Below are 23,634 nucleotides of genomic sequence, written 5' to 3'. Positions count from 1 at the left end.
AGCCATGGCTCGCCGCGCGTCTGGTTCTCAGCATCCGTTCTGGGTGGCCTTTGGGGCGTTGTTTGTTCTCGGGTTGATCATCAAGTTCTGGTGGGTGATCGTGCTCGCCCTGATCCTGGCCGGCGCCGTGTATAGCGGGGTGAAGGGGCGGCAGCGCCACCAGGCCCGGGAGGCTGCGGCTGCCACTGAGCGCGCCAACATCGCTGCCCGTGCCGAGTACGAACACCAGCAGTATCTCGCCGGTGATGACATCGGCATCTACGGGCAGTACCAGCCTCCGAAGGTCTGATCCTGTCGTACCCCACAGGTATTGTCCTGTGACGTGGCTTCCGGGAAGTAGGCCACAACGGACGCCCCGAGTAACCCTCGGGGCGTCGGTCGTTTCACGGCCCGCCGGCAAGCTGCAGTTCCCACCGCACCCAGTCGAGCGCCTCACGCACGGCGGGGTCGTCTGGGTCGTAGCCCTCGGCGCGGATCGCGGCGGCCTCGATGGGGTCCATACGTCTTTTGACGCGCACGCCGGGCGTCTGGTTCCGAACAATGGCGCTGGTTCCGCTCCCGCGCCGACTACGAACACCAGCAGTACCTCGCCGCCAACCCGATCGGGATCTACGGGCAGTACCAGCCGCCAACTACCTAGGCCCCCAGTAGGGACTTCACCCGGTTTCGCCCCAGAAACGCATTACATCGATGTAATTTGGCGGAATGACTGTCGCCGTGTTCGTGAAGGTCTTCGATGGCATCGTCCTTGCTACAGACTCAGCGACAACCGTTGGCCTTCCAGATGGTTCCGCGCAGGTCTACAACAATGCCGACAAGATCTTCCACCTGCATCGCCACCTGCCCCTGGCAGCCATGACGTGGGGGCTCGGACAGATCGGGCCTGCAAGCATCTCGACGCTAGCCAAGGATCTTCGCCGCATGTTGATGGGTGAGGATCCGCGCTATCCCGATTGGAAGCTTGATTCAGGCAACTATACGGTCGAGAAGGTCGCATCTATGACAGCGCAGATGCTCCATGACCGCCTGTGTAGGCACTTTCAGGAACAGCCGGCCAGTCCTGTCGGCATGTTGGTCGCGGGATATTCCTCTGACAACTCACATCCAGAGGCTTGGGTCTTCTACGTCCAGGGCCTCGACACACCTCCAGCGCCAGAGTTGGTCGCGGACGCAGAGTCATCTGGCTGGCTTGCTTACGCCCAGCCGAGCGCGACAGATCGCCTCTTCAAGGGTTACGACTCCAGGCTTCTCGCCGAGCTGCTCGAAGCACTCCCGGAAGAGCATCATGCAGCCGTCATTACGACTGTGCGCAACCAGGCCCAGCAACCAGTCATGCCGGCCATGCCGTTCCCTGACGCGATCGCCTTGGCGAAGTACCTGGTCGAGGTCACCTCCGGCTACTCACACTTCCTTCTGGGCCCAGACACGGTTGGTGGCCCCGTCGAAGTTGCGGGTCTAAACAGGCATGAGGGCTTCAAGTGGATCAATCGGAAGCACTACTATTCAAATGAACTCAACCAAGGAGCGTAGTGATGATCCAGAACCATGCCTCATTCAGTAGCGGAAGTTCTCCTCGCCCTACGCCCCACCAGGACAGCCGCAGTTCCGGCGGCCAGATGTTCTCGATGCGAGACCCGAATCGCGGCACGGGATCGTCCCCGAGCGCGGGATCCTCACAGCCCAAGCCTAAAACCCGATAGCCACCCACCGAGAACGCCCCCACGAACTCGTCGCGGGGGCGTTCTCGGTTCTCCGGGTTCGATCAAGCTGCCTTCCATTCGTAGTGGAGGCGGTCGGGGTCGATGCCGGCGTGGCCGCGGCGGGTGGTGCGTTTGACGGTGACGTGGTCGAGGAGAACGGTGACGACGTCGCGGCGCCGGGCCTTCGATGTTTCCTCCCACCACTGCACGATCTGCTCGACGTCGGGTTCGGGTAGATCGTCGAGGACTTCACGTCGGCCGATGTGGAGTTCGAGGGTGGCTTTGCGGGCGCGAACGCGTTCGGTGCCGGCGCGCATGGTGGCGCGGTCGATGACACCGTCAGCGAAGTCTTCACCGAGGATCTCGAACCTCCGGTCGATCTCGGCAAGTTCACGTTCGGCATCGGTGCTGGACTGCAGTTCGTTCAGGGACTTCGCGAGGTCCCGACGGAACGAGGCATCGGACATGCGGGCGAGAACGCGCTCGACGACGTCAGCTTCGAGGTCGTCGGCCTTAATAGAGATCTTGCCGCAGCCGCCGGACCGGATCGCGCAGGCGTAGGAGTCGGGGCGGGTGCTCGAGGTGTTCGGGAACAGGGCGCTGCCGCAGACTCCGCAGCGGGCGATGCCGCCGCCGAGGAGGTGAACGCGGGATCGGTCTCCGATGAACCGGGCCCTCTCGGGTGCGTGGAGGAGCGCGACGAGTTTGGTGAAGGTCCGTTTGTCGAGGATCGGCTGTGCTTCGGCGCGGACGAGCTGATCGCCGCTCTTCCGTTTGCCGATGATCCGCGGGTTGGTGAGGGACCGCTTGATGGTGATCGGCTGCCACGTCTTGCCGGTGGCGGTGGCGATGCCGCGTTCTTCGAGGTCGGCGACGAGACCGCGGAGTGTGCCGCCGGCGAGGAGCTGTTCGGCCATCGCGCGGAGTTCTTTCGCTTCGGGTTCGACGATGGTGATGCCGTCGTCGGCCCATCCGTATGCGCGACTCACGTAACTGTCTCCCTCGATTGACTGTATCCACCGCCACTGTAGCGGAGAGTCTGCCGAGGGAGACAGGAACGAGCTAGCGGGTCAGTTGTCGTTCGAGTTCGCGTCGAGCCTGATCGACGGCAGCCGCCCCGGTCGCAGCGGCATGCTCGACGGCTGGTGCTGCGCTCGTGATCACCTGAGCGACTCCGTCAGCCGATGGCCGTGCGGCTATCGGTGCGCGGGTCACGTTCGCGCCAGCAACGATCGATGCGACCAGCCCGAGAAGCCATCCAGCTTGGTCGGAGATCGATGTCGCCTGGTCCTGGTCGATCCAGCCGAAGAACATCGCGACCGCGCACAGAACACCGATCGACGAGTAGATCGCGAGCCGGATCGCCGGCCACTTTTCGAGCACCATCACTTACCTCCCTGGTTCTGTTCGATGCGGGCCACGGTCTGCGCGATCTCCGCGACCGCGCGTTCGGTGCGGTATGTCGCGGCGTCGGTGAACTGCACGAACGTCGCCGCGTCAAGCTGCGCAGCGCTGCCCTTCACTAAGCTCGGCCGCGGCTTGCACAGTGCCTCGTACACTGCGCGCAGCATCTTCCGGTCCTCTTCGGTCATCTCGTCCTCCTCGATCGGTGCGCCGAACAGGGCGCGTAGCTGAGATTCATTGCCGCGGAACGCCCACGAGTCGATCTGCTTGCCCGCGACGTTGGCGCGTTGGGTGAACTGCAGGATGGCGACATCGAGACCTCCGTATCCCGCCCAGCCGGTGGCCTCGTCGCCCGGATAGAGCACAGATGCGTAGCCCGGCTGGTCGGTGCCGTAGCTCGACGCCATCAGCGGCGGCAGCCCAGACAGGTCCGGGGATCCGATGTGGCCCGACCAGTACCAGCGCGGCAGGTACAGCAGCGCGACCCGCACGCCGCGGCGTTCGACCGCGTCACGGAACGCCCGGATCTCGGCGACTCCACCAGACCCGGATTCGGCGTCGATCATCGCGGGGATGGATCGGTCCCCGAGGTGGTTCACGAACAGGTCAGCCTGCAACTCGATCGGGTCACCCGCGCGCAGGTAGTGGTAGCCCATCACCGGTAGCCCCGCCGCGCGGGCCGCATCACGGAACCCCGGCCACGTCTGGTCCCGGAAACCTGAACCTTCCGACACCTTCGCGATCACCGCCCGGAAGTCCTCCCGCGCAGCCTGGTCGAGGTCGAGTCCCTGCTGCCAGTTGCTGATGTCGACGCCGAACAGGGTCATCCGATCCTCCGGTGGTCGTGGGGATTCACCCGGGTAGGCGGCGCCGGCCAGCCACGGCAGCGGGTCGATCTTCGCGCCCGGGCTGTATCCACGCGGCATCACCGCCAGGTGCAGGTGCGGGCCCGTGGACTGCCCGTTGCTACCGACGTAGCCGATCAACTGCCCGGCCTCGACCCGGTCGCCGACCTTCAAGCCCGTCGCGAAGGCGTTCCACATGTGCCCGTACTCGGTCACCCCGGAGCCATCGGCGTCGGAGTGGTCGAGGACGATCCACTGCCCATACCCGTCCGCAGGTCCGATGTACAGCACCGTGCCACCCTGACAGGCGTAGAACGGTGTGCCGTCCGGTGCCGCAAAGTCCTGGCCCGCGTGGAGACTCCCCCAGCGTTGACCGAATCCTGAGGAGAGTGTGAACGCGCTCTCCGGCATGGGCCAGAATCGTTGTGCCATCAGGGTTCCTCCGGCGGATCAAGATGCTGCTGGGCCACCGCGAGTGGGTCGTCGTCAGTGTCGACTACCGGTTCGGGGGTGATCGTGATCGGATCGATGGGGTCCGGGGTGATCGAGAACCCCGAGGCCGAGACGAGTCCGTTGTCTCCGTCGTGCCCTTCGAGGGTCAGCCAGGCCAATTCTGGGTCGTAGCTGGCAGTGAATGTGATCCCGCCGAGGCCAGGGACGGTGAACTGTGTTGCGGTCATAGGTCTTTTGCCTTCCATTCGTCGATGCCAACAGACGGGATGTGGACGTAGGTGAAGATCGCGCCGCGGTGAACGTTGGCGGTCTCGAATCCCGTGCGGCGATACCCGGCGCCGCGACTCGTCTCGTCGGTCGTGTCCGTCCACGACAGGACTGAGGAGCCGTTCACATAGGCCACGAACTGCGTCTTTCCTGTGCCAGCGTCATCGGTTGCATGCAGCTCCACCACATCACCGGGTGACCAGGTTCGAGTAGTCGAGTTCTTCGTGACACCACCCGGATTAGCGTTGCTGTACGCGCGAATCTCGATGAGGCCCCATCGGATGCCGACGGCGACGTAGCGGGTCATGTCCGCGTTCGAGTGGAGCGCCACTTGCGACCTGGGGTTCTCTTCGATGTTCACGTTGGAGCGGTCGAAGCCGGTGATCTTCGCCGACACCGACTGGGTGTCGGTTGACAGCTGCGAGACGTACACGGCGCGGATGTAGTCGGTTCGGGTGGCGAGGTTGCCGTAGTTGGGCCGCTTCGATTGCGCGACACCGCTGCGGACGTCCATGCCGACGCCGTACACGGACCAGTTCGATCCGAGGGTCGACGCATCGGCGCGGTCGAAGAGGTCGACAAACGACACCTTCACGAGGCCGAACGTCTGCCCCAGGCACACCCACGGGATCCATGTCGACGACGTGTCGAGCTGGGCGGGGCTGAGCGTCTCTGAGATCGCGGACTGTCCCGACCGGTTCATGCCGAGTCGGGTCGGATGAACGCCGGACATGGCGGCGATCGAGGCGGTGTTCTTGCCGAGCAGATGGCGAGTGGTTCCGGAGCCAGTTTGGTGGACGACGACCGCATACCAGTCGCCCTTCGCGGAGATGATGTCGTTGGGCATGTCGACGCGAACGTCCTGGGCGGACGCCGAGAACGTGCCTTGCAGAGGATCGCTGGACCACAGGCGGGTCAGTTCGCCAGTCGGCCGCTTCGTGGTTGCGTCGCGCCCCATCTTGAACACATGCAGCCGGAATGCGGCGAGGCCGGTGGTGGGTCCGGCGGCGATGACGACACCAAGCGTGTTGTAGATGCGGGCACGCGTGGCGTTGATGTAGCCGATGTCGAGCCGGTTGAGCGCAGTGGTGTAGACCGGATCCATCCACGTGATCGACGCATTGTGCTTGTGCGAGTGGAAGCCCTCGCTCGCATTGCTGGTGTCGCCGTTGACGATTGTTGGCATCGGCGCCAGGTCGGCCCGCGGGAACGTGGCATCCTCAACGGGATTCAGCGTCACCCATCCAGGCACATCCGTCGGCACCGACTCTGGATCCGCCTTCGTCCCGATCTGCAGGTTCGCCTCGGCGATCGCTGTCGCGTTCGCGATGTTCGCTTCCTCGTTCGCTGCTGCGAGTGCAGCAGCCGCAGCAGCCTCATTCGCGGCGGTCATTGCCTGATCGGCGGCATCCGTTGCCTTCTGTTCGGTCCCACGGAACCGGTCAGCGAGCGGGCCCAAATTGAAGATGCCCCCGGTAAGGCCATTGAGACCGTCAAGCAGGTCGGCGATGAATCGGTTGATCCACTTGATGATCGCGTCGAAAACGGTCCGAGCGCCACCGAGGAACGTGTTAGTGAGCTGATCGAAGATCCAGTTCCCCAACGCAAGGAAGTCGGGGTTGGCGGTGTTCTGCCACGTCTCCGGGTCGACGTCCTGGAGCTGGCGGACAGTCGCTTTCGTGTACGCCTTCGTCGGCGTGTACTCCGGAACCCATGACGGATCCTCCGGTGGCTCAACAGCCGGCATCGCTACTCGACCTCCCCACGCACTTGCGGGTCGGCCTGCTCGAGCATCTTGTCCGCGATCTCCTTCTGCCGGATCTGCAGTTTCATCGCCGCCATCTGGTCCGCGTCGTAGCCAGAGATGTCGGCGACCACGATCGGCTCCTCAGCCCGTGCCGTCACGGGCTCCGGAGTATCGAGGGGAACCCACACCAGGTGTTCCTGGCCGACCTCCGCCACACTGTCGGGGTCTACCTGCGCCTTGTACCGCGGGTTCGGCGGCGTGAGCGGGTAGCCGAGGTTGTCGAAGAAGTGGATCGCCAGGATGTGCTCGGCCTCCGGCGCCATACTCATCCCCGGCAGGCCTTCCCCCATCGGGGCGTCCTTGAAGATGTCCGCGCCAGGATGACGGCCATCCCGGGCGAGCACGATTCCCGTCCGCTGATCCCGAATGATCCCGTCACGACGTGTTCTGGACACCAGCCGCCTCCATGTTCATTGGGTACAGACTCATCGTATCCACTGCCACTTCGATCACGACGAGACACCGATCGCCTGAACGATGCCCTTCACCTGTGCGATCTGCCGTGCCAGCATCGCACCCGGCTGATCTGGATCGGCGCCGTCGTCGCCGATCGCGATGTCCCAGCGTGGGTCCTTCGAGCGATCCCACGACACCTTCAGCCCGTAGACGTGGTCGATGTACAGGTTGCCGCGCTTACCGACCTCGACCGCGGTGCGGTCTCCGAGGTCGAAGTGCCGACCGACCCACCACGGTGCGCCGTCACGGACGGACACCTTGTACGACCGGTATGCCTTCGTGCGATCGAACCCAGTCCGGATCGCCTGGAGTGCACTGAGACTGAAACCGGTCCCACCTGTCGACTCCCAATACTCGCCATACCCTGGGCCGTGCGTGCCCATCCTTGCTTGCCGTAGCGGGTTCGCGACCCGATGGAACGCGAGCACGACGTCTTCGATCTGGGAGTCGAAGATGCCCAACGCGAGCCCGGCGTTGCCGAAGATCGCTCCGATGTAGCCGAGGATCGCGTTCGCGATGAGTTTCAGCCCGGCGTTCACCCAGTCCGGACTGTGACCGCCAGTGACGATCGCGCCCGCTAGCGCCTTATGAACCGATGCCTGCCACGCCCCGATCCCGGTCAGTCCTGTGCGTTGAGCGTTCCGCCACGTCACGAACGGCTGCTCCGGATGCGTCCCGAAGACCCCAGCCAGGGAGTACTCCGGCCGGTTCGGCTGACCGGTCAGCTGCGTGACGACCTCGTTGATCATGTCGTCGGCGATGTTCGTGACCAGGTGCATCAGGCCGTCGAAGATCGTGCCGGTCAGCCCGCGGTAGCCGGACTTGTCGACGACGTCGATCGTGAGCGTCGGCTTCGTCAACGTGAAGTGAGTCGGCGCCGGCTGCGGCATTCCGGGGAACCAGCGCTTCACCACGACCTGCAGACCGGCGTCTGCGAGGGCAGGGGCGATCACGTCGTGGAGGTTCCCGAACCGGGTCGAGATGACCTGCCACATCGACGTGTCGCCGAGGAACTTGCCCGGCAGCACCACGATCGGCCAGTTCGCCGGATTCAGGTTCGCCAGCCACGATGCCGGGTCGAACAGGTTTTCCGGCAGCGCCCACAGCGGACCGAAGCGGCGCAGCAGGTTCAGGAACATCAGGGTCTTGATGCCGAGGATCGACGGTCCCGCGAACACGAACATCTTCGGGTACTGCAACTCCGCCGGGAGCAGCGGATTCGAGTAGCAGATGATCTTCTTGATGTGCTCGTACTCGTGGAGGAACCTGACCTCGATCCACTCGAAGCCCTTCTCGTCACCCCTGTCCGTGATCGTCGCAGCCTTGCCGGTCCATTCCTTGCCGGCCATCTGGACGCGAATGTGGACGTCTTCCTCGTCTTCGAGTTCCTCGATCAGCCACTCACGGATCCGGTGATTCCCGAACAGCGTCAACGAGCCTTCACCTGTGTCGTTGAGCTTCTCCTCGAACGACGCCGCAACCTCCCCCACGATCGGGATCGGGTTCTCCCAGTTCTTGTCGTAGAGGGTCAGCTTCGGACGAGAGCGCTGAAGCGAGACCCGGTCGATCGTGCGTTGCCGGATCGTCGACCGGACCTCATCGCAGGTCATCAGCGGAGGCATTCACCGCTCCTTTCACGGTGGACACAAACCAGGTTGTCCACAGACACTTCGATCACAGTGCTTCACCGCCCCAGCAGCGATCCCACCGCTGCGTCGCGTACACGGACAGTTGGGTTTGGGCGTTACCTCCGACGAGGGTGACCGGGAGCTGCGCGTCGACCGTGTGGGGTGGGAGCGCGAAGTCGAAGTAGTTGCCGCGCATATTAGCGACCGCCTGAGTCTCCGGTTCCGTCTCCAACGGGATCTGCAGGGGGTGGGTCTGAACAACGAACGACCTGGCTATGGTGGGGATCTCGATCTTCTTCCGGATCCGCTGCCCCGAAACATCGTTCCCATTCGGATCCTTGTGGCCGGGCGGATAGACGCCGAGACCGTCCGGCACGAAGAGCGTCGACGCCCACGTCGGGTTCGTCGTCCACTGGTTCGAGGCGTACTCGAGCCAGCACTCCTGGTCGGCATGATTCGAGACAGCGAGCACACGCTGCGATATCCGAGCCGCACCAGTGCCGGTACCAGTGTCGAAGGTGACCGTGTCCTGCAGGGTCTTCGAGTACCAGTACGGGTCGCACGCGAGTGTGGTCAGCGCCCATACCGCGGACTTGAAGAGACCCGGGCCGCGTTTGAACAAGTCCTTCGGGGTGCGTTCGAGACGCATGGTGATCTCGCGCCAATCGTCCTCCCCCGGGCCGTGATACATACGCAGGATGAAGTCGCGGGGCTTGCCCTTCGGTGGCTTCATTACATGCCAGAGCACGGTCTCGATGTGCTTGAACTGGTCCCAGCTCTTCGCCCGCACGCCGAGGGTGAAGTCCAGGATCCGTTCCTCCACACGCGGAAAGTCGCTGGGCGTGCTGCCTTCCTGGTAGGCGTAGTTCTCCCGGGGCTGGGTGATCGGGGTGTGGTAGAAGCCGCTGTAGCCCTCGAGGAGGCTGATTCCGAAGGCGTCCATGTCGGGGCCGAAGATCGGTATCGACATCAAGTCCTGGCCGAACGTCGCTGACCGCGGATCCAGATCGCGGTTGATGATCAGCATCGGGAATCCGTTGTTGAAGTTCGGGTCACACGGAAACGTCATCTGCCCCTATCCCTTCCGGTACGTCTGAGTGACAGGGGTCATTCCATGGGCCAATGCGCGGATGACTTCGTCGCCGACCTTGCCGGGGTCCATGCCGTAGAAGTTGACGGTCTCCGCAAACATCGGCGCCTCCCCGCGCGCGGCCGCGGCGTCGTTCGCGTCGATCTGTGCCAGGCGCTGGTTCTTGACCCATCCGTCGATGTCCTGGTTGACCAGGCCGCCAAGTCCAACCGGCTCCGCGAACTGACCCGCAGTCTCCTTGGACGCGTTGATGAGGAGCTCCTCGACCCGGGGGCCGAACTCCTGGTCGTCCATCCACGCCTGGCCGGCGGCGAGGTCTGCTTCCCCGTTGCGCCACTTGTCGAACACGCGCCCGAACTCGGCTTGCTGCGAGCGCAGGTTCTTCGGGTCGTAGCCCTCGACGTAGTCGTAGGCGTCCTGAGCCTGCGCGGCACCCTGTGCGGCGGTCTTCAGCGGATCCACCGCGGGCGCCGGCGCGACGGCTGCCGCAACCAGCTCCGGTGCCGCGATCGGGGTCAGCGCGCGCGACGGATCCAGCATCCGGAGGATCGTGGCGATCTCCGGCCGCTCGAGCACCTCGACGAGACGCTCGAAGATCGGTGTCATCTCCGGCGACAGGACCCGCTCAGGCTTGATCGTGTACTTCGGCATCAGGCCGATCCCGTTCGCGATACCACCCTGGTCGTAGCCGTGACCGTGACCGATGACGTCAAGCAGGTCGGCGCCATACTTCTGCTCGCCGTAGCGGACCATCGCGTTCGTCATAGCCCACGGATCACGGCGGTTGTCCGGCAGCGACGGGTCGCGGTATGCCTGCCAGGTGTTCGGAATCATCTGCCCCAGCCCGACACCCGCAGCCTCACCGGTGCCGTTGACGTCCACGATCTGCTGCGCGATGTTCGGATCGCCACCGGACTCGGAGTCGATCTGCCGGACCCAAGCATCGATCTTCTCCGGCGTCGGCTCGTAGCCCTGGTTGCGGTAGGCGTCGATCATCATCTGGCGCCACTGCTCAGCGCCAGCCGAGACGTCCCACGCAGAGTTCCCGCCACTAGATCCGGACCGGCCGGCGAACTTACCGACCTCGGCGCTCGCCGCGGACTTGATCGCGTCGAACATCTTCCCCGGTACCTGACCGAACAGGGACGCCCCGAAGTCGGGAATTTCCTGCCCGAGCTTGCCCATCGCGGCATCGAACCCGGCAAGGACCGCCGACCGTGCCCCGGCCAGGCCTCCCCCACCGCCAGCGGAGATGAACTTGCCGTCCGAGGTAACCATCTGCGACATGGCCCAGTGGACGTGGTCCATGTGCTGCGAGTTCGTCGCGTCGCCGTAGTTCAGCGGCGTGCCGTTCTTGAGGTTCTCCCAGCCGTCCAGCGGCCAGTGGATCAGTTCCAGTGAGTCCGGATAGGTGGTGGCGATCCACCGCGCTTGCTCGGCGAGGTTGCCGAGCGGACCGCCCAGGTCGATGGCGCGTGCCGCCATGTGGTTGTCGTAGCCGGAGCCGACATCGGAGTAGCGGGTGCCCGAGGAAAGCTGCGCGTTCGGGAACGCGGTGCGGACTGCATCCCACATCGACCGCTGGATATCGGTAGTGAGCTCCGCACCGCCCTGGACGATTCCGCCGCTGGCGTAGGCGCCGGAGAGCTTCTGGACTGCGGACACGCCACCCGAGCGGGCGGCCGCGTTCATGGAGTTGACGTAGTCCGGGCCCATCGCGCGGGTCCACTCCGGCCGCATGACCGCCTCACCGCCGCCGACAGCGATGATCCGATCGTCCCGCCCGGGGGTGTAGCCGGACATGATGCCGCCGGTCGCGTAGCCGGTGATCTGCGCAACCGGTGCCGCCCAGTCCGGCAGGGAGGGGATCGCTGCTTTCACACCCATCCACGCGTCGCGGAGGCCGGTGTTCACGACCTTGTCGATGATCCAGTTGACCGGCGGCGCAACCAGACTAGGCATCCTCGCCCAGTCAGTGCCGAACCCGTCGACGACACCCTTAGCGAACTGCCCCAGCCCATCGAGGCCCTGCCGGAGCGCCGGGAAGGTGCCCTCGAGCATGCCGGTCGCAACCTGACCGACCTTGGCGCCGAGGTTGTCCCAGTTCTTCTGGCCCTCATCGGTGGTACCGAGCGTAGTTTTCGCGACCTCCGCGAGGCCTTCCATGTGCGCGGGGAACACGCCGTCCTTGAGGCCGGTGAGGACACCGGTGACGGTTTCCCCGAACCCGACATAGCGTTGTTCGGTATCGGTGAGCTGCTGGCGGTTCTTCTCGTTCTGCTCGGCGAGGATCCGGTCGAACTCTTCCGCGTTGCCGAACAACGCGATCCACTCACCGCGGTTGAGCTGCTTACCTGCCGAGGTGCCAGCACTGGAGGGAGCAGCTACCGTCGACGACCCCGACGACAACCCGCGTCCTCCGACAACACCACCGCCGGCATGGCCAGGCAGCCCGTACACAAGGGAGCGTAGAAATTCCGGTGATGGAGTCCACCCGGCGTTGATCGCCGTTAACAGCGGAAGATTCCGGTCCGTCTGCTCCTTGTTGATCACCATCTCGCCGTGAGCAACCCGCGCCGTTGGCAGACCGCTCGCATCCAGAGCGAGGATGTCATCTGAGATTCCAGTCCCCGGACCGAACAACACACCATCCGACCGCTGCCCTGCCAGACCACCCCTCGCCAGGAGTGGAATGTCGGGGGTGTCGATCGTGAAGCCCTTCCCGCCGATGATCGGGATGCTGTCCGGGACCTTCATCTCGATACGGAAGTCATTCCACTTCTGGATGACCCAGTTCAAGACGCTGGCGAACGTGTTCTTGATGCCGTCCCACATACCGGAGGCAGCCTGCGCCATCCGCTCTGGCAGCCCGGTCACGAAGTCGACGAGGCCGTTCCACTTGTCGACGATCCAGTCCTTGACCTCGCCGACCTTGTCACCGAGGCCCTGGAAGAAGTTCTTGATGCCATCGACCGCGCCGCCGATGAAATCGTGTGCCCGGCCGAGGTTCTCCTGGAACTGCTCGAGCCCTGGCTTGACGATCTCGTTGATGACCCAGCCGATGACGTTCGCGATCCCGTCGAAGACTCCAGCAACGATCGACCCCAGCAGCTCGATCGCAGGGATGAGGATCGGCAATAGGAAATTGACCAGGTCCGCAAAAATCTCGACGAGCGTGGTGACGATCGTGACGATCGGATCGATCACGGGCAGCAGTGCGATGAAGATGTTCACCAGCGGTGGGAGCAGCTTCATTGCAAGGTCGAGGATCACCGGCAGTAGAGGCAGCAGCGCCTCGATCACCTTCAGGAACGCTTCTGCGAGCGGCGGGATCAGTGGGGCGAGGGCCTCAATTGCCTTCATCAGGAGATCCGCCAGCAGGGTGGCGATCTGTCCCAACACCGGCGCCATCTGCACCAGGACCGCGCCGACGCTGGTGGCGAGCTGTGACAAAATGGGCGCCAGCTGCACGATCACGTCAGCGAGGATCGGGAACAGCTTTTCCGCGAGTTGCTGGATCACTGGTAGCAGGGGCAGCAACGCCGCCTGCAGGAACTCCCCGGCCGCGGTCACGATCTCGGTGAACACTGGCGCGAGTGCAGTGAGAGCTTGTCCAAGCGACTGTGCCAGTACCTGTGCAACGGTCGTCAGTACCGGCAGCAGCTCCGCGAAGATCGGCGACAACACCTGCAGCGCAGTTACCAACACGTCCGCAATCACCCCAGCGACCTGCGCCAAGACCGGGGCGAGCGCCTCGAAGATCGGCCGTAGCCCGTCGACAATCTGGCTGATCACGGGGGCTAGTGCCTCGAACACCGTCGTGAACGCCGGCGCCAGTGCCCCAACGACCATCCCGACGACCTCAGCGATGAGCGGCAGGATCGGTGCGAGTGCGTTGACCAGTACCGCGAAAGCCTCCCCGAGGGGTCCGATCGCGGGAGCAATGGCATCAATCGCCCCGACCAGGGCTCCGCCGACGGTCTGCAGGATCTGCGACAGCGGTTCGATCAGCGGGGTCAGGGCGGCGCCGAGGGACTGCAGCAGCTGCGCGAGGATCGGCATGATCGGTGTCAGGCCGTCGGCGAGCGCGGAGATGAACTCCGACAGCACCGGAAGCACCACGATCAGGGCGTCACCGAACGCGACACCCAACTGCCCCAACGACGGCGCGAGGGCGGCGATCGATTCACCAAGGACCTGCAGGACCGGCCCGAGGACCGGGCCCACGACGTTCCCGAACTCGATCAACCCATCCAGCAGCGCATTCAACCCGCCGCCGAGCCCGTCCATCATGGTCGAGAACACGGTGAACAACTGGGTCAGCGCCCCAGATTCGAAGGCGTCGGTGAACGCCTGCCCGACCTGGCCGAGCAAACCACCCACCGACGCGCCAACCTGATCCATCACCGGTGCCGCGGCGTTCCCGATATCGAGGAACCCGGTCGTGAGCTGCGCCAAACCGGGCTGCATCGCGGTGATCATGTCGGCGGTGCCAGCGAACAGGTTCCTCAGGCCGTCCTGCGCCTCCGCGGACGCCCAGAAGCCGGCGAATTCCTTTGCGGCGCCGTTGATCGAGGTGGCCACCCCGCCGAGACCTTCCTGCAGCGTGGGCATCGACGTCTCGACGAGATTCGTGAACACCGAGTCGAGCCCGGCGAACATGTTGTCCTGCACGATGTTCTTCAGCTCGGTGAACTGCGGCTTGAGCGCCATCATCGCCATCACGAACGCCCGCGCGTTCGGCGACAGCTTCTCGAGAGCCTTCTCGACCTTGTCCGCGGCCGAGCTCGACGACGTCAACGCTTCCTGCAGCGCCGTGTTCGCGTCGATCAGGGCCTTCTCGGAATCGGTGACGCGCTCGTTCGCGGCCTCGATGCGTTCCTTCGCCTGCACGACCTGGTCGGAGCCTTCGATGCCCTTCGCGTTCGCATCCGCGGCTTCCTCGGCGAGCTTGGCGTTCTTGCGGCCGACCTCTTCCTGCCGCAGCAGGGCCTTCTCCACATTCAGGCGCGCACGATCCCGATCGGTCCGATCGGCGTTCGGGTCCGCCTTCGTCTTCCGCAGCTCCGCCTGCGCTTCACGCAGCGCGATCGCCGCGTCCTTCTCATCGAGCGCGGCGCCCTTGAGGGAGAAGTTCAGTTCGTCGATCTGGTCCTTCGCGTCCGCCCGGGCGCGGGTCAGGTCCTCTTCTGCACGGCGCGCGTCCTTCTTTGCGTCCCGTACCCCGCGCTCGGCCTGCTCGACCTGCTTGGTTGCCGAGGCAACAGCTTTCGCCTTCGCTTCCGCGTCCTCGCTGGCGCTGTCCGATGCGTCATTGAGGGCGGAGAATGCCTTCCCGATGCCCTGCAGTCCGAGGACCGTGGTGCCGAGCCCGGCGACGCCCGCGATACCGACGCCGGCCAATCCGACCGCGAGTGCACCGACAGCTCCGGCCGCCAACCCTGCCGCGCCGCCGATCGCGGCGACCAAAGCTGCGATGCCGGCGATCTTCAGACCGGATCTCGCTACACGCCCCAGCGACATGTCCAGTCCGGCGACACCGCCACCACCGCCGGCACCACCCACACCACCAACCGTGTTGATGATGATGTTCTTCGTTTCCGGCTGTGTCAGCTGCGCAATGTGTGCACGGAACGCGGCCTCGTTCGCGACCTTCAGCTTCACCGGGGCGACAATGTCCGCGGCCTCGAGCTTCGCGTTCAGGGTGTCGACGAACGACTGGAAGTGCGTCTGTGACACCTTCAGCGAGATCGGGACTTCGGCGCTCATCGCGGCGAGAGCGGCCTGCAACTGGGTCTTATCGGCCTTCAGCGTCACATCCGCCGACAGGGACAGGGTGTTCAGCCGTGCCTGCGTCTCCGACGAGAACAGGCCCGTGTCGGCATCGAGCTTCACTCGAGCCTCGAGACCAAGCAGATTCAATCGCGTTTGGGTCTCGTGCGAGAACAGCCCAGTGTCAGTGTCGAGACGGACATTCGCTGCGAACTCGATGTCCTTGAAATGCTGCTCGGCAGCCTTGGTTGCCTTCTCCGCAGCCGCGCGCACTCGTGCCTCGAACTCGGCATCGAGGTTGCCCCAGTCCAAACTCGCTTTGACAGAGGCGGTAGCGAACGGGGCTGTCACCGGCCGAGTCCTCCCGGGTCACCAAACAGGTGCCCGGCCCGCAGCCAGCGACAAGAACTACGTGCAGCCTATCCGCCACCGGGGCGAGGGTCACGTTCTGCGTTGCTGATTGACCAGCGCGGCAGCGGCCTCCCAGTCGAATGCGGCGGCTTCGATCTCTTCCACAGTGTCCGCGATGTCGAGGCGGCGTTGCGCGACCCGTGGCGGCTCGGTGGTGAGGTCGCGTGACAGTTCCTGAGCATGGTCCTCGTTGGAGGATGCCCACTTCGCCAGGAGGGACTTGGCGACATGTGTTGCGCGCGCGGGTTCGAGGCTCACGAGATCGACTCCGCGCATGGCGAGTTCGCCATCGATCTCCGCCCAGCTTCCGAGTACACGCCACCAGATCTCCTGCACGGTCCAGCGGGGCATCCCGAACCAGCCGAGCACGAGATGGTCCGCGACATCGTGGAGGAGCTCGATCTCGATGCGGGACTGCCGGTCAAACACCTGTGCCACCAGGTACTTACGATCCTCCGGGCGCGTGAGTGTGTACAGCACCAAATAGGTTGGCGTCGGCGCCATCACAAGGTTGACGAGCTCGACGAGCGGCGGCCGGGTCACTTCCATGACCCGGCCGTCGATCGTCCACGCGGTGGGCTCACGCCCCCACGGCTTCGGCATTTGTCAGCGCCTGCGAGCAGACTTCCGGCGCTCCGCACGGTTAGACGGCGGGGCCCACCGCTCGATCAGCGCCAGGATGATCTTCTCGAGGAACGCCTGATCGAACTTGTCGGCCGGGTCCATCAGCCGGGCCTGGATGTACATCAGGGACGCGTCGTCGAAGCTGTTGCGGACGATGTCCCAGATCGCGTACGACTTGTCTGCGGACGACGCGGACTTCGACATGGCGCCGATCAGCAGACTCCACGCGGCCGTCTCGGGCTTGAAAGCGATCAGCTCGAACCCGTCGACGGTGAGAACGTCACTCTCGAGCTCGGTGCGGTCGGGGCGCTCGGGCAGATCCTCGGTCGAGAACTGCAGTTCCTCCGGAATCGGCCGATCCTCGGAGTCGACGATCTCTGGTTCGTCGAGAACGTCGTCCGGGGTCTCGATCACCTCGACCGCGGCGTCGATCTCATCCTGGGTGGGTGCTCCGTCGGCCTGGGACGGCTTGACGGTGGTCTTGCGGGTACGAGGAGGCATGGGCTGGTCCTTCGATCGTTGCGGTTGCCCGGCCCACAGCCAGCGGCGACAAGGGTGGAACGACTAACTGGGGTTGACGTGGACGTTCGAGGTGCCGAACACGTCCTTGAGCCCGTCGGTGAGGAACGGATTCGGAGGAGAACCCTTCACCGACTTCGCGAACACGAACCCGCGCTTGCCCTTCGCTGGGGTCTTCATCCCGGCCGGCAGGGGTCCGATCATCTTCGGTGTTCCGAACTTCAGGGCCTTCGCGGAGACGGGGACGATCTTCTTCCGCTTAGGCCCGTAGATGCCGGTTCCCTCGTGTACGTAGCGGGCGTAGTGCAGCGGCGAACCCACCCGGATATCGACACCGTTGGGGCGCATCGTGACGGTGTGGGAGATTGACGACCGCAACCGGCCTTCGTCGACCGGCGCCCGGGCCTTCGCGCGGTTGACGATCATCCGGCCGATGTTGTTGCCCCACTGGCCGGCCGCGGTCGAGAGCGCTTGCCGCATCCGCTCGTGGTGGATCTCGACATGGCTGGGCATCAGGACTCGCCCAGCTCCGCATTGAGGCTCGCCACAGCGTCCCACGCCTCGGCACGAGCGGATTGGAGATCAGCCTGCGCCTTAGCGACTCGCGCGACGTGTTCGTCCCACACTGCAATGAGATCGTCACGGCTGGCGTCGTCCGAGTACTCCACGCCCTTACGGTCGAGGAAGTCCCGCCACTGAGCCAGGCCGGAGCCCTTACCCGCGCGGGGAGGCTCGTCGCTGCTGGCGATCGGCAGGCCGGGTTCGGTGTCGAGTCCCTCGTTCTCCGCGGCGGACTGGCTGGCGCTGTCGAGCACGGTGAGCCGGCCGTCGGTGATGAGGCGGTCGACGAAGGGGGTGCGTTCGACCTCGAACTCGGAGCCGCGCTCCCAGTCGACAGTCGCCTGTTCTGCACGAACTCGAACTGTGGTCATGAGATGAGGATACGGTGCACTACGCCCACAGTCACTCATGGCAGATGCGGGAACCGTGGATCACCCACCACGGGCGGTACGACGGCGTCGAGCTGGGGCGGTTCTGTGTCGCATCCACACCCACCATCAGTCAGGACGGTGACAGTCATCGTTCCGCCGTGAATGCCGCCGCCAGGACCGCGCGGCTCCCAGCTACCGGGGATGACTCGCTCGCCAGAGGTGAAGGCACACATCGCGGCCCGCTGCATCGCCGCGGCGTCGTCGATCGCATCGCGCGCCGCAGAGTCCAGCTCACCCAGGGTGGGCATGCTGTTGTCGTCGGTGTTCGGGTAGCAGCGGTCGACACCGATCTCGAAGATGACCGCCCACTGCACGCTCGGGTCCGGGAACGGTAGAACATACGGCTCGGGATAGTTCACGGTCGGATACATCGACACCAGCCGCACCCATGCCACACCTTCCCCCGCCCGGCAGTCACACCCATAGGCGGGGATCATGTCTCCGGGGTGGACGGTGACGAAACAGGGTGCGCCGGCACGGGTGTGCTCGAGCTGCGCCGCGAACTCGTCACGTAGCGTGCTGGCGTGCTTGTAGATGCCGATGTCCATGTCAGCGGATCCTTGCTACTCGGGGGCTGTCCGGGGAGAACACCCGCGGACGGGACTTGATCTTGTGGGGGTTGACCGAGGCGATCCACTGATCGACGGAGGCGATACCGGTCAGGCCCTGCTCGAACAGGACCTGCGCATCAACCATCTGGATGTCGACACCCTGCCGGGACACGGAGATCGCCCGGTCGGGGATCTTGCAGCGGCCGTCAGACTTCCGTGCACGCAGGAACTCGACTGCGAGATCACCGGCAGCGAGCTGCCCGCCGAGTGGGGCCTCAATGCCCTGCAGGTAGGTGACGGTGAACGCGCCGACAGCGTTGTCCCCGGCCGTGAGGTTCTGCGACTGCGGCCACGGCATCCCGTCGACCCGGATCAGCCAGCGGGAGTTCTTGATCCGGTACGCCGATGCCGGGACCACCTCACCGTCGACGAGCACCCGCACTATCGAGTGAACCGGTCCGGGGAGCGCCACCTCTGACGGGCCGACACAGTTGCAGCCCGGCGTACACCCGCATCCGCCGACCGACCAAGTCTGGTTGATCAGGCCCGGCCACCAGTACGCATCGCTGCCACCACCAGCCGTCCCCCGATACGTCGAACCATCCCGCGGCCCGAAACAGGGCCGGACCGTCGACTCGACCAGACCGAAGATCCTCCCGGTCAGCGACCACAACACGTGCACCGCGAGCTCGCCCGCCCGCGCCTTGTCCTCCGGTGTCGCATCCGCCCACACAGGGTTCGACGACACCACATCCCAGCCCACTACGCTCACATCCACACCTCTTCTACGACGGCGGCGGGCGCCAGCACACAGCTGACGCCCGCCTCACGGTCAGGAACCTGAATCACGGGGCCAGCGGGACCGCACCGGCAGTAATCGCAGGCGGCGCCACCTGGGTCGGCTCCATGTGGAAGTGCTGGTCCGCGGCGATCGCAGTCAGCAGCTTCCCGGCCGCCGGCTGCGTAGCCGGGGACACCGGCTCGTTGAGGACGACGTTGTACGGGCCGAGACCCCACTGCGAGTTCGCCTCGGTATGCCCGGTGAGGGTGAAATTCGCGAGCGCGTTCTCGAACGAGAAGTCACCGAGCCGGCCACCCTTGATCCACGGCAGCAGCGCGTAGCCGAAAGACTTGCCGTTCGGACCGCAGGCGGTGTTCGGGACGTCAGTCCATGTCTCGACTGCAACGTTCGCGTCGACGGTCGCACCGATGCGGATACCAGACGCATTCCCGGCATGATCGAGGACGATCGGCTGGCCGGTGACCTGGTTGAAGATGTCCGGGTTCACATGTGCGAACACCATCTCGAAGTTGAAGTACTTCAGCTGATCGAGCGCCTTTTCGACGACGATCAACTTGCCGCCCGCGTTCTTCTGGTTGGTCTCTTCACCGTCCTCGTACTGCGGCGACAGCTTGATCGAGATGTGGCCTTCGGAGACGGCGGTGGACTTCGGTCCGACGAACGGTGCACCGCACGAGTCGAGGCTCGTGACGCGGACGCAGCGGGAACGGATGCTGGGCCAAATGTTGGTGGGCATGGGGACCTCCAGGGAATGGATGGTGCCCGGCCCACAGCCAGCAGCGCTTCTATGAGGATAGTCCGAGATCACAACGCCCGGCAGCAATGCTTGCACCGGTCATTGTCACAGGCATCTACGAGACGATGTCGTAGATGGTGATGTCGCCGATGGTCATGCCGTAGTTGGCGCTGCCGAACAGGTTGACGTCGGAGTGTCCGTGGTAGCCGCCGCCCCGATTCCCGATACCGCGGGGCACGATGCCCGTGGAGTCGTTCCAGTTTGTCTGCGCAACACCGTTCTTGTAGACGGAGTAGTAGGTCCCTACCCGCGTTACCTCGATGACATCGCCGGTAGTGCAGGACAGGGCCGTATCGACTCGGCGGACCCAGTTGCTGTTGACGATGGACCAGACGCCCCGGTGGGCTGTCGCTGACGTGAAGGACACGGCGAGGCCCATCGCGATGTACTGGTCGCATCCGACGAGCAGGCCACCGGACAGGCCGTTGCTGTCGCGGGTGACGGTCGCCCGTACCGCCAAGTCGTCGGTTGTGCACTGGGGCAGGTACACGCCGCTGCACTGGTTGTTCTGGTTGTTCGTTGGGGTGGGCGCGGCCCGCAGGCTGCCACCGCTGATGACCGGTACCACGGCCGTGTTGCCGTACGGCCGCCGGAACCAGTTCGATCCCGGACTACCGTCCGGCCGTTCGAAGTTGTCGTAGTAGGACGCCGCCGCCTCCCAGACGACTTTGTACTGGCCGCCGTCCCACACCAGCGCCCGCTTGAGCGGTTGGTAGCCACCGCCCCAGACGCTCGCTCGCCTCAGTGGCCGGTATGCGCCGTCGAGCCACGTGTTGATCGCCATCAGAACTCCAGATACACGACGCCGGCAGTACCGGTTGCCGGCCGATTGGATTGCAGCCCGGTCCACACGCCGGTCGTCAGACCAGCCGCGGCGACCTTGCCGTCCAGCAGATTCGAGACAGCCGACTCGAAGTCGGCGACCAACTGCGCCGTCGCGGTGCTCACCGGCTTGTCCATATCGCGGGTGTTGTCGACCTGATCCAATCCGGCCGCGGCTCGGATTGCTGCGGCGTTGGCAACCTTCATCAGGGCGCGGCCGAGCGCGGTCGAATCGAGGATGTCAGCCGCCGCGAGCTCGATCGCTCCGACCCGACCGTTGATCGAGTTCACAGGCGAGGTCGGGTACACCCACTCCACCCACGACGACAACGAGCTGGACGGCTCGGCCGACAGAACCCATACGGTGCCGCGATCTATCCGGATACACCAGTCTCCACGCTGCCCAGTCAGCGCGAGCATCGCCGCCTGTGACGCGACCGCGCCGAGATGCTCGGTGACGGCGATGGAGGGAATGTCCGCCTGCGGGATCTTCCCATCAGATCCACGCTTGACCGTCTGATCGAGCTCGGCCTGCACAGGTGGTGCGAGACTGCCCCGAGACCATCCCTCGTTGTAGGTGTATGAGCCCAACATCTCCGAGGCGAAATTGACTGCGCCGCTCACAGATGGCACGCCAGGATACGGTTCGATGGTCGACAGTTCCGCGAAGTCGATCGCTCCCCCCGCGATCTGCGGGGACTCCGCCGTACCCGCGAGATCGCCAGCCAACTTGATCTTCCCGAGCTGCGTCGACGTGGCCGGCGGGATCACACCAGCAGCATTCTGCGCATACTGCTCAGCCAATCCGGCCTGCTCCGTGGCCTTCACCTCAGCAGCATCAGCCAGCGTTGCAGACCCCGCAGCATCATCACGCGCCGACGCAGCAGCAGCCGCCGAAGCGGCAGCCTCATCGGCTGAAGTATCAGCGGCAGTCGCAGACCCAGCCGCAGCAATCTTGTGCTGGCCCGCAGCAGTCGCCGACGCAGCCGCGTCCGTCTGGCTCTGCCCCGCAGCCACAGCCGCGGTCTCAGCGCCAACGCGACCATTCACCGCAGCGGCAGCTGCAGTCTCCGCTGCCGCCCTATCCGTAGCGGCACCGGAACTCGACTGCGCCGCAGCCGCCGCCGACGCATTCGCCGCCACCGCCGATGCGTCCGCATTCGACGCCTGGGTACCTGCTACTGCCGCTGATGCTTCCGACCTCGCCGCGGCATCTACCGCGTCATCCCGCGCCTGAACAGCCGTGTCCGCGGCGCCCTGCAGATCTGCGAGCACCTGCAGGTACACCGGGGGGAGGTCGTCGCCGTCGGTCATGTGGAACACCAGCGAGTTCCCCGACACGCTGACGCTCTCGACGCCGTTGCCGGTGTAGCCGCGCGGGCCCTGGATCGCGATGCCTGCGTTCATCGCCGGCCATGCAGAGCCGTTCCACACGTAGGCGCGGCCGGTGTCGCCGACGACGTACACGGCGCCTGCCACGAGTCCGGTCGTCGGCAGCTCCGAGTAGGTAGCCACGGTGCCGTCGATCTTCAGTGCGACAACCACACCAGGCTCGGTCGGGTCATAGATGTCGGCGTACCCCTGCTCCACATATTCCTGGTAGAACAGCGACCACTTGAACCAGCGAACCTGGTTGATCGCCAGGATCGACGAGTTGATGCGGCCGACCAGCGGCACCAAGGATCCGAACACCGGTGCAGCCATCACGTCTCCCTTGAACGTCGAACTGGGATGTCGGGCAGCGTGATGCCCTGCGTGGCCGCCTGCAGCATCGCCGCGTGTCCCCAACGGGCCATGGCGGTCGAGAACTCGTACTCGATCGCGAGGTCCTTCTCGACGTCGTCCAGGCGCTGCTCGAGCGTCCGAACGTTCGTCGTGGCCACCGACCGCCAGACCGTGATGATGCCGCCGATCGCGATACCGAGTCCGTTGATCGCGGCCAGCACGATTCCGACAGTCTCGCTACTCATTTCACCCCTAAGTCCGCCCACACCCGGATCATCGCCAGATGCAGTAGTGCCGCTCCGAGCGCGATCCCGCCCGACAGCACCGGCAGCGGAGGCTCCGCGTAGACCGCGGACATCAGCACCGCGGTGCCGTAGAACCCCCACATCCCGGCAACCACGGCATGGGTGTAGCCGACGTACCGGCGACTGACCGCGGACGCTGCGAGGATCACGGCCGCGACGAGGAACATCACCGGCCACACCGGGCCCCAGCTGTTGATGGTCTCGACGATCCCGAGCTGCTCGCCCTCGCCGGTTCCGCGCTCAACCCAGAACGAGGGGCCCAGGTAGACGATGCCGGTGAGGAACGCGATCAACGCCAGCGTCAGCGATACCCGCTGCGCGCCAATCATCAGGCGTCCTTGTGGGCGTCCCACAGCGCGATGAGAGCGCCGCGTTCAGCGTCCTCGGGGAACTCAATGCCCTGCGCTGCGAGGAAAGCCTGCCATGCGGCTTCGCTCGATCCCTTGCCGGATCGGGGCGGCTCCTGCGGTTCGGTCGACGGCGGGGCGACGGGTTCCCTGTCACCGAACCCGGCGCGCTCCGCGACATCGTCGGGGACCGAGAACGCGGTCGTGTTGCCTGAAGTGACGGTTTGGACCTGGTCGGCAGAGTCGGCGGCGTCGAGGAGACGACGTGCGATCTCGGCGGACTGCTCGGTCGAGGTGGGGATGATCGTGGGCATCAGT

Annotated in this window: 23 protein-coding genes; 2 read left to right on the top strand and 21 right to left on the bottom strand. The window is 65.0% G+C overall.

Annotated elements, in window-relative coordinates:
- Positions 1-4: 4 nt before the first annotated feature.
- Together DEU38_RS05860 and DEU38_RS05855 are read left to right on the top strand one after the other, a co-directional pair.
- Positions 5-289: a hypothetical protein gene (locus DEU38_RS05860; protein WP_114719183.1), complete on the top strand. Its 285-nt coding sequence runs from the start codon at positions 5-7 to the stop codon at positions 287-289.
- A 416-nt stretch (positions 290-705) separates the two neighbouring features.
- Positions 706-1,530, top strand: coding sequence for a hypothetical protein (locus DEU38_RS05855; RefSeq protein WP_114719182.1), 825 nt, complete (start codon positions 706-708; stop codon positions 1,528-1,530).
- A gap of 232 nt (positions 1,531-1,762) precedes the next feature.
- Here DEU38_RS05855 and DEU38_RS05850 read toward each other — a convergent pair whose 3' ends face one another.
- The 21 genes from DEU38_RS05850 to DEU38_RS05750 form a co-directional block, all read right to left on the bottom strand.
- A complete protein-coding gene (locus DEU38_RS05850) occupies positions 1,763-2,689 on the bottom strand; it encodes a recombinase family protein (protein WP_114719181.1) in 927 nt (308 codons plus the stop codon).
- A gap of 73 nt (positions 2,690-2,762) precedes the next feature.
- The gene (locus DEU38_RS05845; RefSeq protein WP_114719180.1) at positions 2,763-3,086 is read right to left on the bottom strand and encodes a hypothetical protein; all 324 of its coding nucleotides are present in this window, start codon (positions 3,084-3,086) and stop codon (positions 2,763-2,765) included.
- Positions 3,086-4,381, bottom strand: coding sequence for a peptidoglycan DD-metalloendopeptidase family protein (locus tag DEU38_RS28305; RefSeq protein ID WP_181818684.1), 1,296 nt, complete (start codon positions 4,379-4,381; stop codon positions 3,086-3,088). Before DEU38_RS28305 ends, DEU38_RS05845 begins: the two co-directional genes overlap by 1 nt.
- Positions 4,381-4,629, bottom strand: coding sequence for a hypothetical protein (locus DEU38_RS05835; protein WP_114719179.1), 249 nt, complete (start codon positions 4,627-4,629; stop codon positions 4,381-4,383). The genes DEU38_RS28305 and DEU38_RS05835 overlap by 1 nt, the downstream gene beginning before the upstream one ends.
- Positions 4,626-6,416 carry a hypothetical protein gene (locus DEU38_RS05830; RefSeq protein WP_114719178.1) on the bottom strand — a complete coding sequence of 597 codons (1,791 nt, stop codon included), beginning with the start codon at positions 6,414-6,416 and terminating at the stop codon, positions 4,626-4,628. Before DEU38_RS05830 ends, DEU38_RS05835 begins: the two co-directional genes overlap by 4 nt.
- Before the next feature lie 2 nt (positions 6,417-6,418).
- Entirely contained in the window at positions 6,419-6,871 is a 453-nt protein-coding gene (locus DEU38_RS05825; RefSeq protein WP_147283468.1) for a hypothetical protein, read from the bottom strand.
- Positions 6,872-6,925: 54 nt separating this feature from the next.
- The gene (locus DEU38_RS05820; RefSeq protein ID WP_147283467.1) at positions 6,926-8,554 is read right to left on the bottom strand and encodes a hypothetical protein; all 1,629 of its coding nucleotides are present in this window, start codon (positions 8,552-8,554) and stop codon (positions 6,926-6,928) included.
- A gap of 52 nt (positions 8,555-8,606) precedes the next feature.
- Complete coding sequence (locus DEU38_RS05815; protein WP_114719175.1) at positions 8,607-9,629, bottom strand: hypothetical protein; 1,023 nt, start codon at positions 9,627-9,629, stop codon at positions 8,607-8,609.
- A gap of 6 nt (positions 9,630-9,635) precedes the next feature.
- Positions 9,636-15,773: a hypothetical protein gene (locus DEU38_RS05810; protein ID WP_147283466.1), complete on the bottom strand. Its 6,138-nt coding sequence runs from the start codon at positions 15,771-15,773 to the stop codon at positions 9,636-9,638.
- Between the two features lie 90 nt (positions 15,774-15,863).
- Positions 15,864-16,382 carry a hypothetical protein gene (locus tag DEU38_RS05805; protein WP_147283465.1) on the bottom strand — a complete coding sequence of 173 codons (519 nt, stop codon included), beginning with the start codon at positions 16,380-16,382 and terminating at the stop codon, positions 15,864-15,866.
- A 57-nt stretch (positions 16,383-16,439) separates the two neighbouring features.
- Positions 16,440-16,958, bottom strand: coding sequence for a hypothetical protein (locus tag DEU38_RS05800; RefSeq protein WP_114719172.1), 519 nt, complete (start codon positions 16,956-16,958; stop codon positions 16,440-16,442).
- A 63-nt stretch (positions 16,959-17,021) separates the two neighbouring features.
- Positions 17,022-17,489, bottom strand: a complete 468-nt coding sequence (locus tag DEU38_RS05795; protein WP_114719171.1) for an HK97 gp10 family phage protein — start codon at positions 17,487-17,489, stop codon at positions 17,022-17,024.
- Entirely contained in the window at positions 17,489-17,908 is a 420-nt protein-coding gene (locus DEU38_RS05790) for a hypothetical protein (protein WP_114719170.1), read from the bottom strand. The genes DEU38_RS05795 and DEU38_RS05790 overlap by 1 nt, the downstream gene beginning before the upstream one ends.
- A 35-nt stretch (positions 17,909-17,943) precedes the next feature.
- Complete coding sequence (locus DEU38_RS05785; RefSeq protein ID WP_114719169.1) at positions 17,944-18,516, bottom strand: hypothetical protein; 573 nt, start codon at positions 18,514-18,516, stop codon at positions 17,944-17,946.
- Between the two features lies 1 nt (position 18,517).
- Positions 18,518-19,291 (bottom strand): hypothetical protein, encoded by a 774-nt coding sequence (locus DEU38_RS05780; RefSeq protein WP_147283464.1) that lies wholly within the window; start codon positions 19,289-19,291, stop codon positions 18,518-18,520.
- Between the two features lie 73 nt (positions 19,292-19,364).
- Positions 19,365-20,057: a hypothetical protein gene (locus DEU38_RS05775; RefSeq protein WP_114719167.1), complete on the bottom strand. Its 693-nt coding sequence runs from the start codon at positions 20,055-20,057 to the stop codon at positions 19,365-19,367.
- Between the two features lie 115 nt (positions 20,058-20,172).
- Complete coding sequence (locus tag DEU38_RS05770) at positions 20,173-20,901, bottom strand: hypothetical protein (protein WP_114719166.1); 729 nt, start codon at positions 20,899-20,901, stop codon at positions 20,173-20,175.
- Complete coding sequence (locus tag DEU38_RS05765; RefSeq protein WP_114719165.1) at positions 20,901-22,643, bottom strand: hypothetical protein; 1,743 nt, start codon at positions 22,641-22,643, stop codon at positions 20,901-20,903. Before DEU38_RS05765 ends, DEU38_RS05770 begins: the two co-directional genes overlap by 1 nt.
- Positions 22,643-22,909 carry a hypothetical protein gene (locus DEU38_RS05760; protein WP_114719164.1) on the bottom strand — a complete coding sequence of 89 codons (267 nt, stop codon included), beginning with the start codon at positions 22,907-22,909 and terminating at the stop codon, positions 22,643-22,645. The genes DEU38_RS05765 and DEU38_RS05760 overlap by 1 nt, the downstream gene beginning before the upstream one ends.
- Entirely contained in the window at positions 22,906-23,298 is a 393-nt protein-coding gene (locus tag DEU38_RS05755) for a hypothetical protein (protein WP_114719163.1), read from the bottom strand. Before DEU38_RS05755 ends, DEU38_RS05760 begins: the two co-directional genes overlap by 4 nt.
- Positions 23,298-23,630 carry a hypothetical protein gene (locus tag DEU38_RS05750; protein ID WP_114719162.1) on the bottom strand — a complete coding sequence of 111 codons (333 nt, stop codon included), beginning with the start codon at positions 23,628-23,630 and terminating at the stop codon, positions 23,298-23,300. Before DEU38_RS05750 ends, DEU38_RS05755 begins: the two co-directional genes overlap by 1 nt.
- Positions 23,631-23,634: the final 4 nt, after the last annotated feature.

It is taken from the genome of Rhodococcus sp. AG1013, from assembly GCF_003350365.1.
In the GTDB taxonomy this organism is placed as follows: Bacteria; Actinomycetota; Actinomycetes; order Mycobacteriales; family Mycobacteriaceae; genus Prescottella.
The sequence above is the reverse complement of the archived record's forward strand: the minus strand, read 5'-3'. Positions and strand labels throughout refer to the sequence as shown.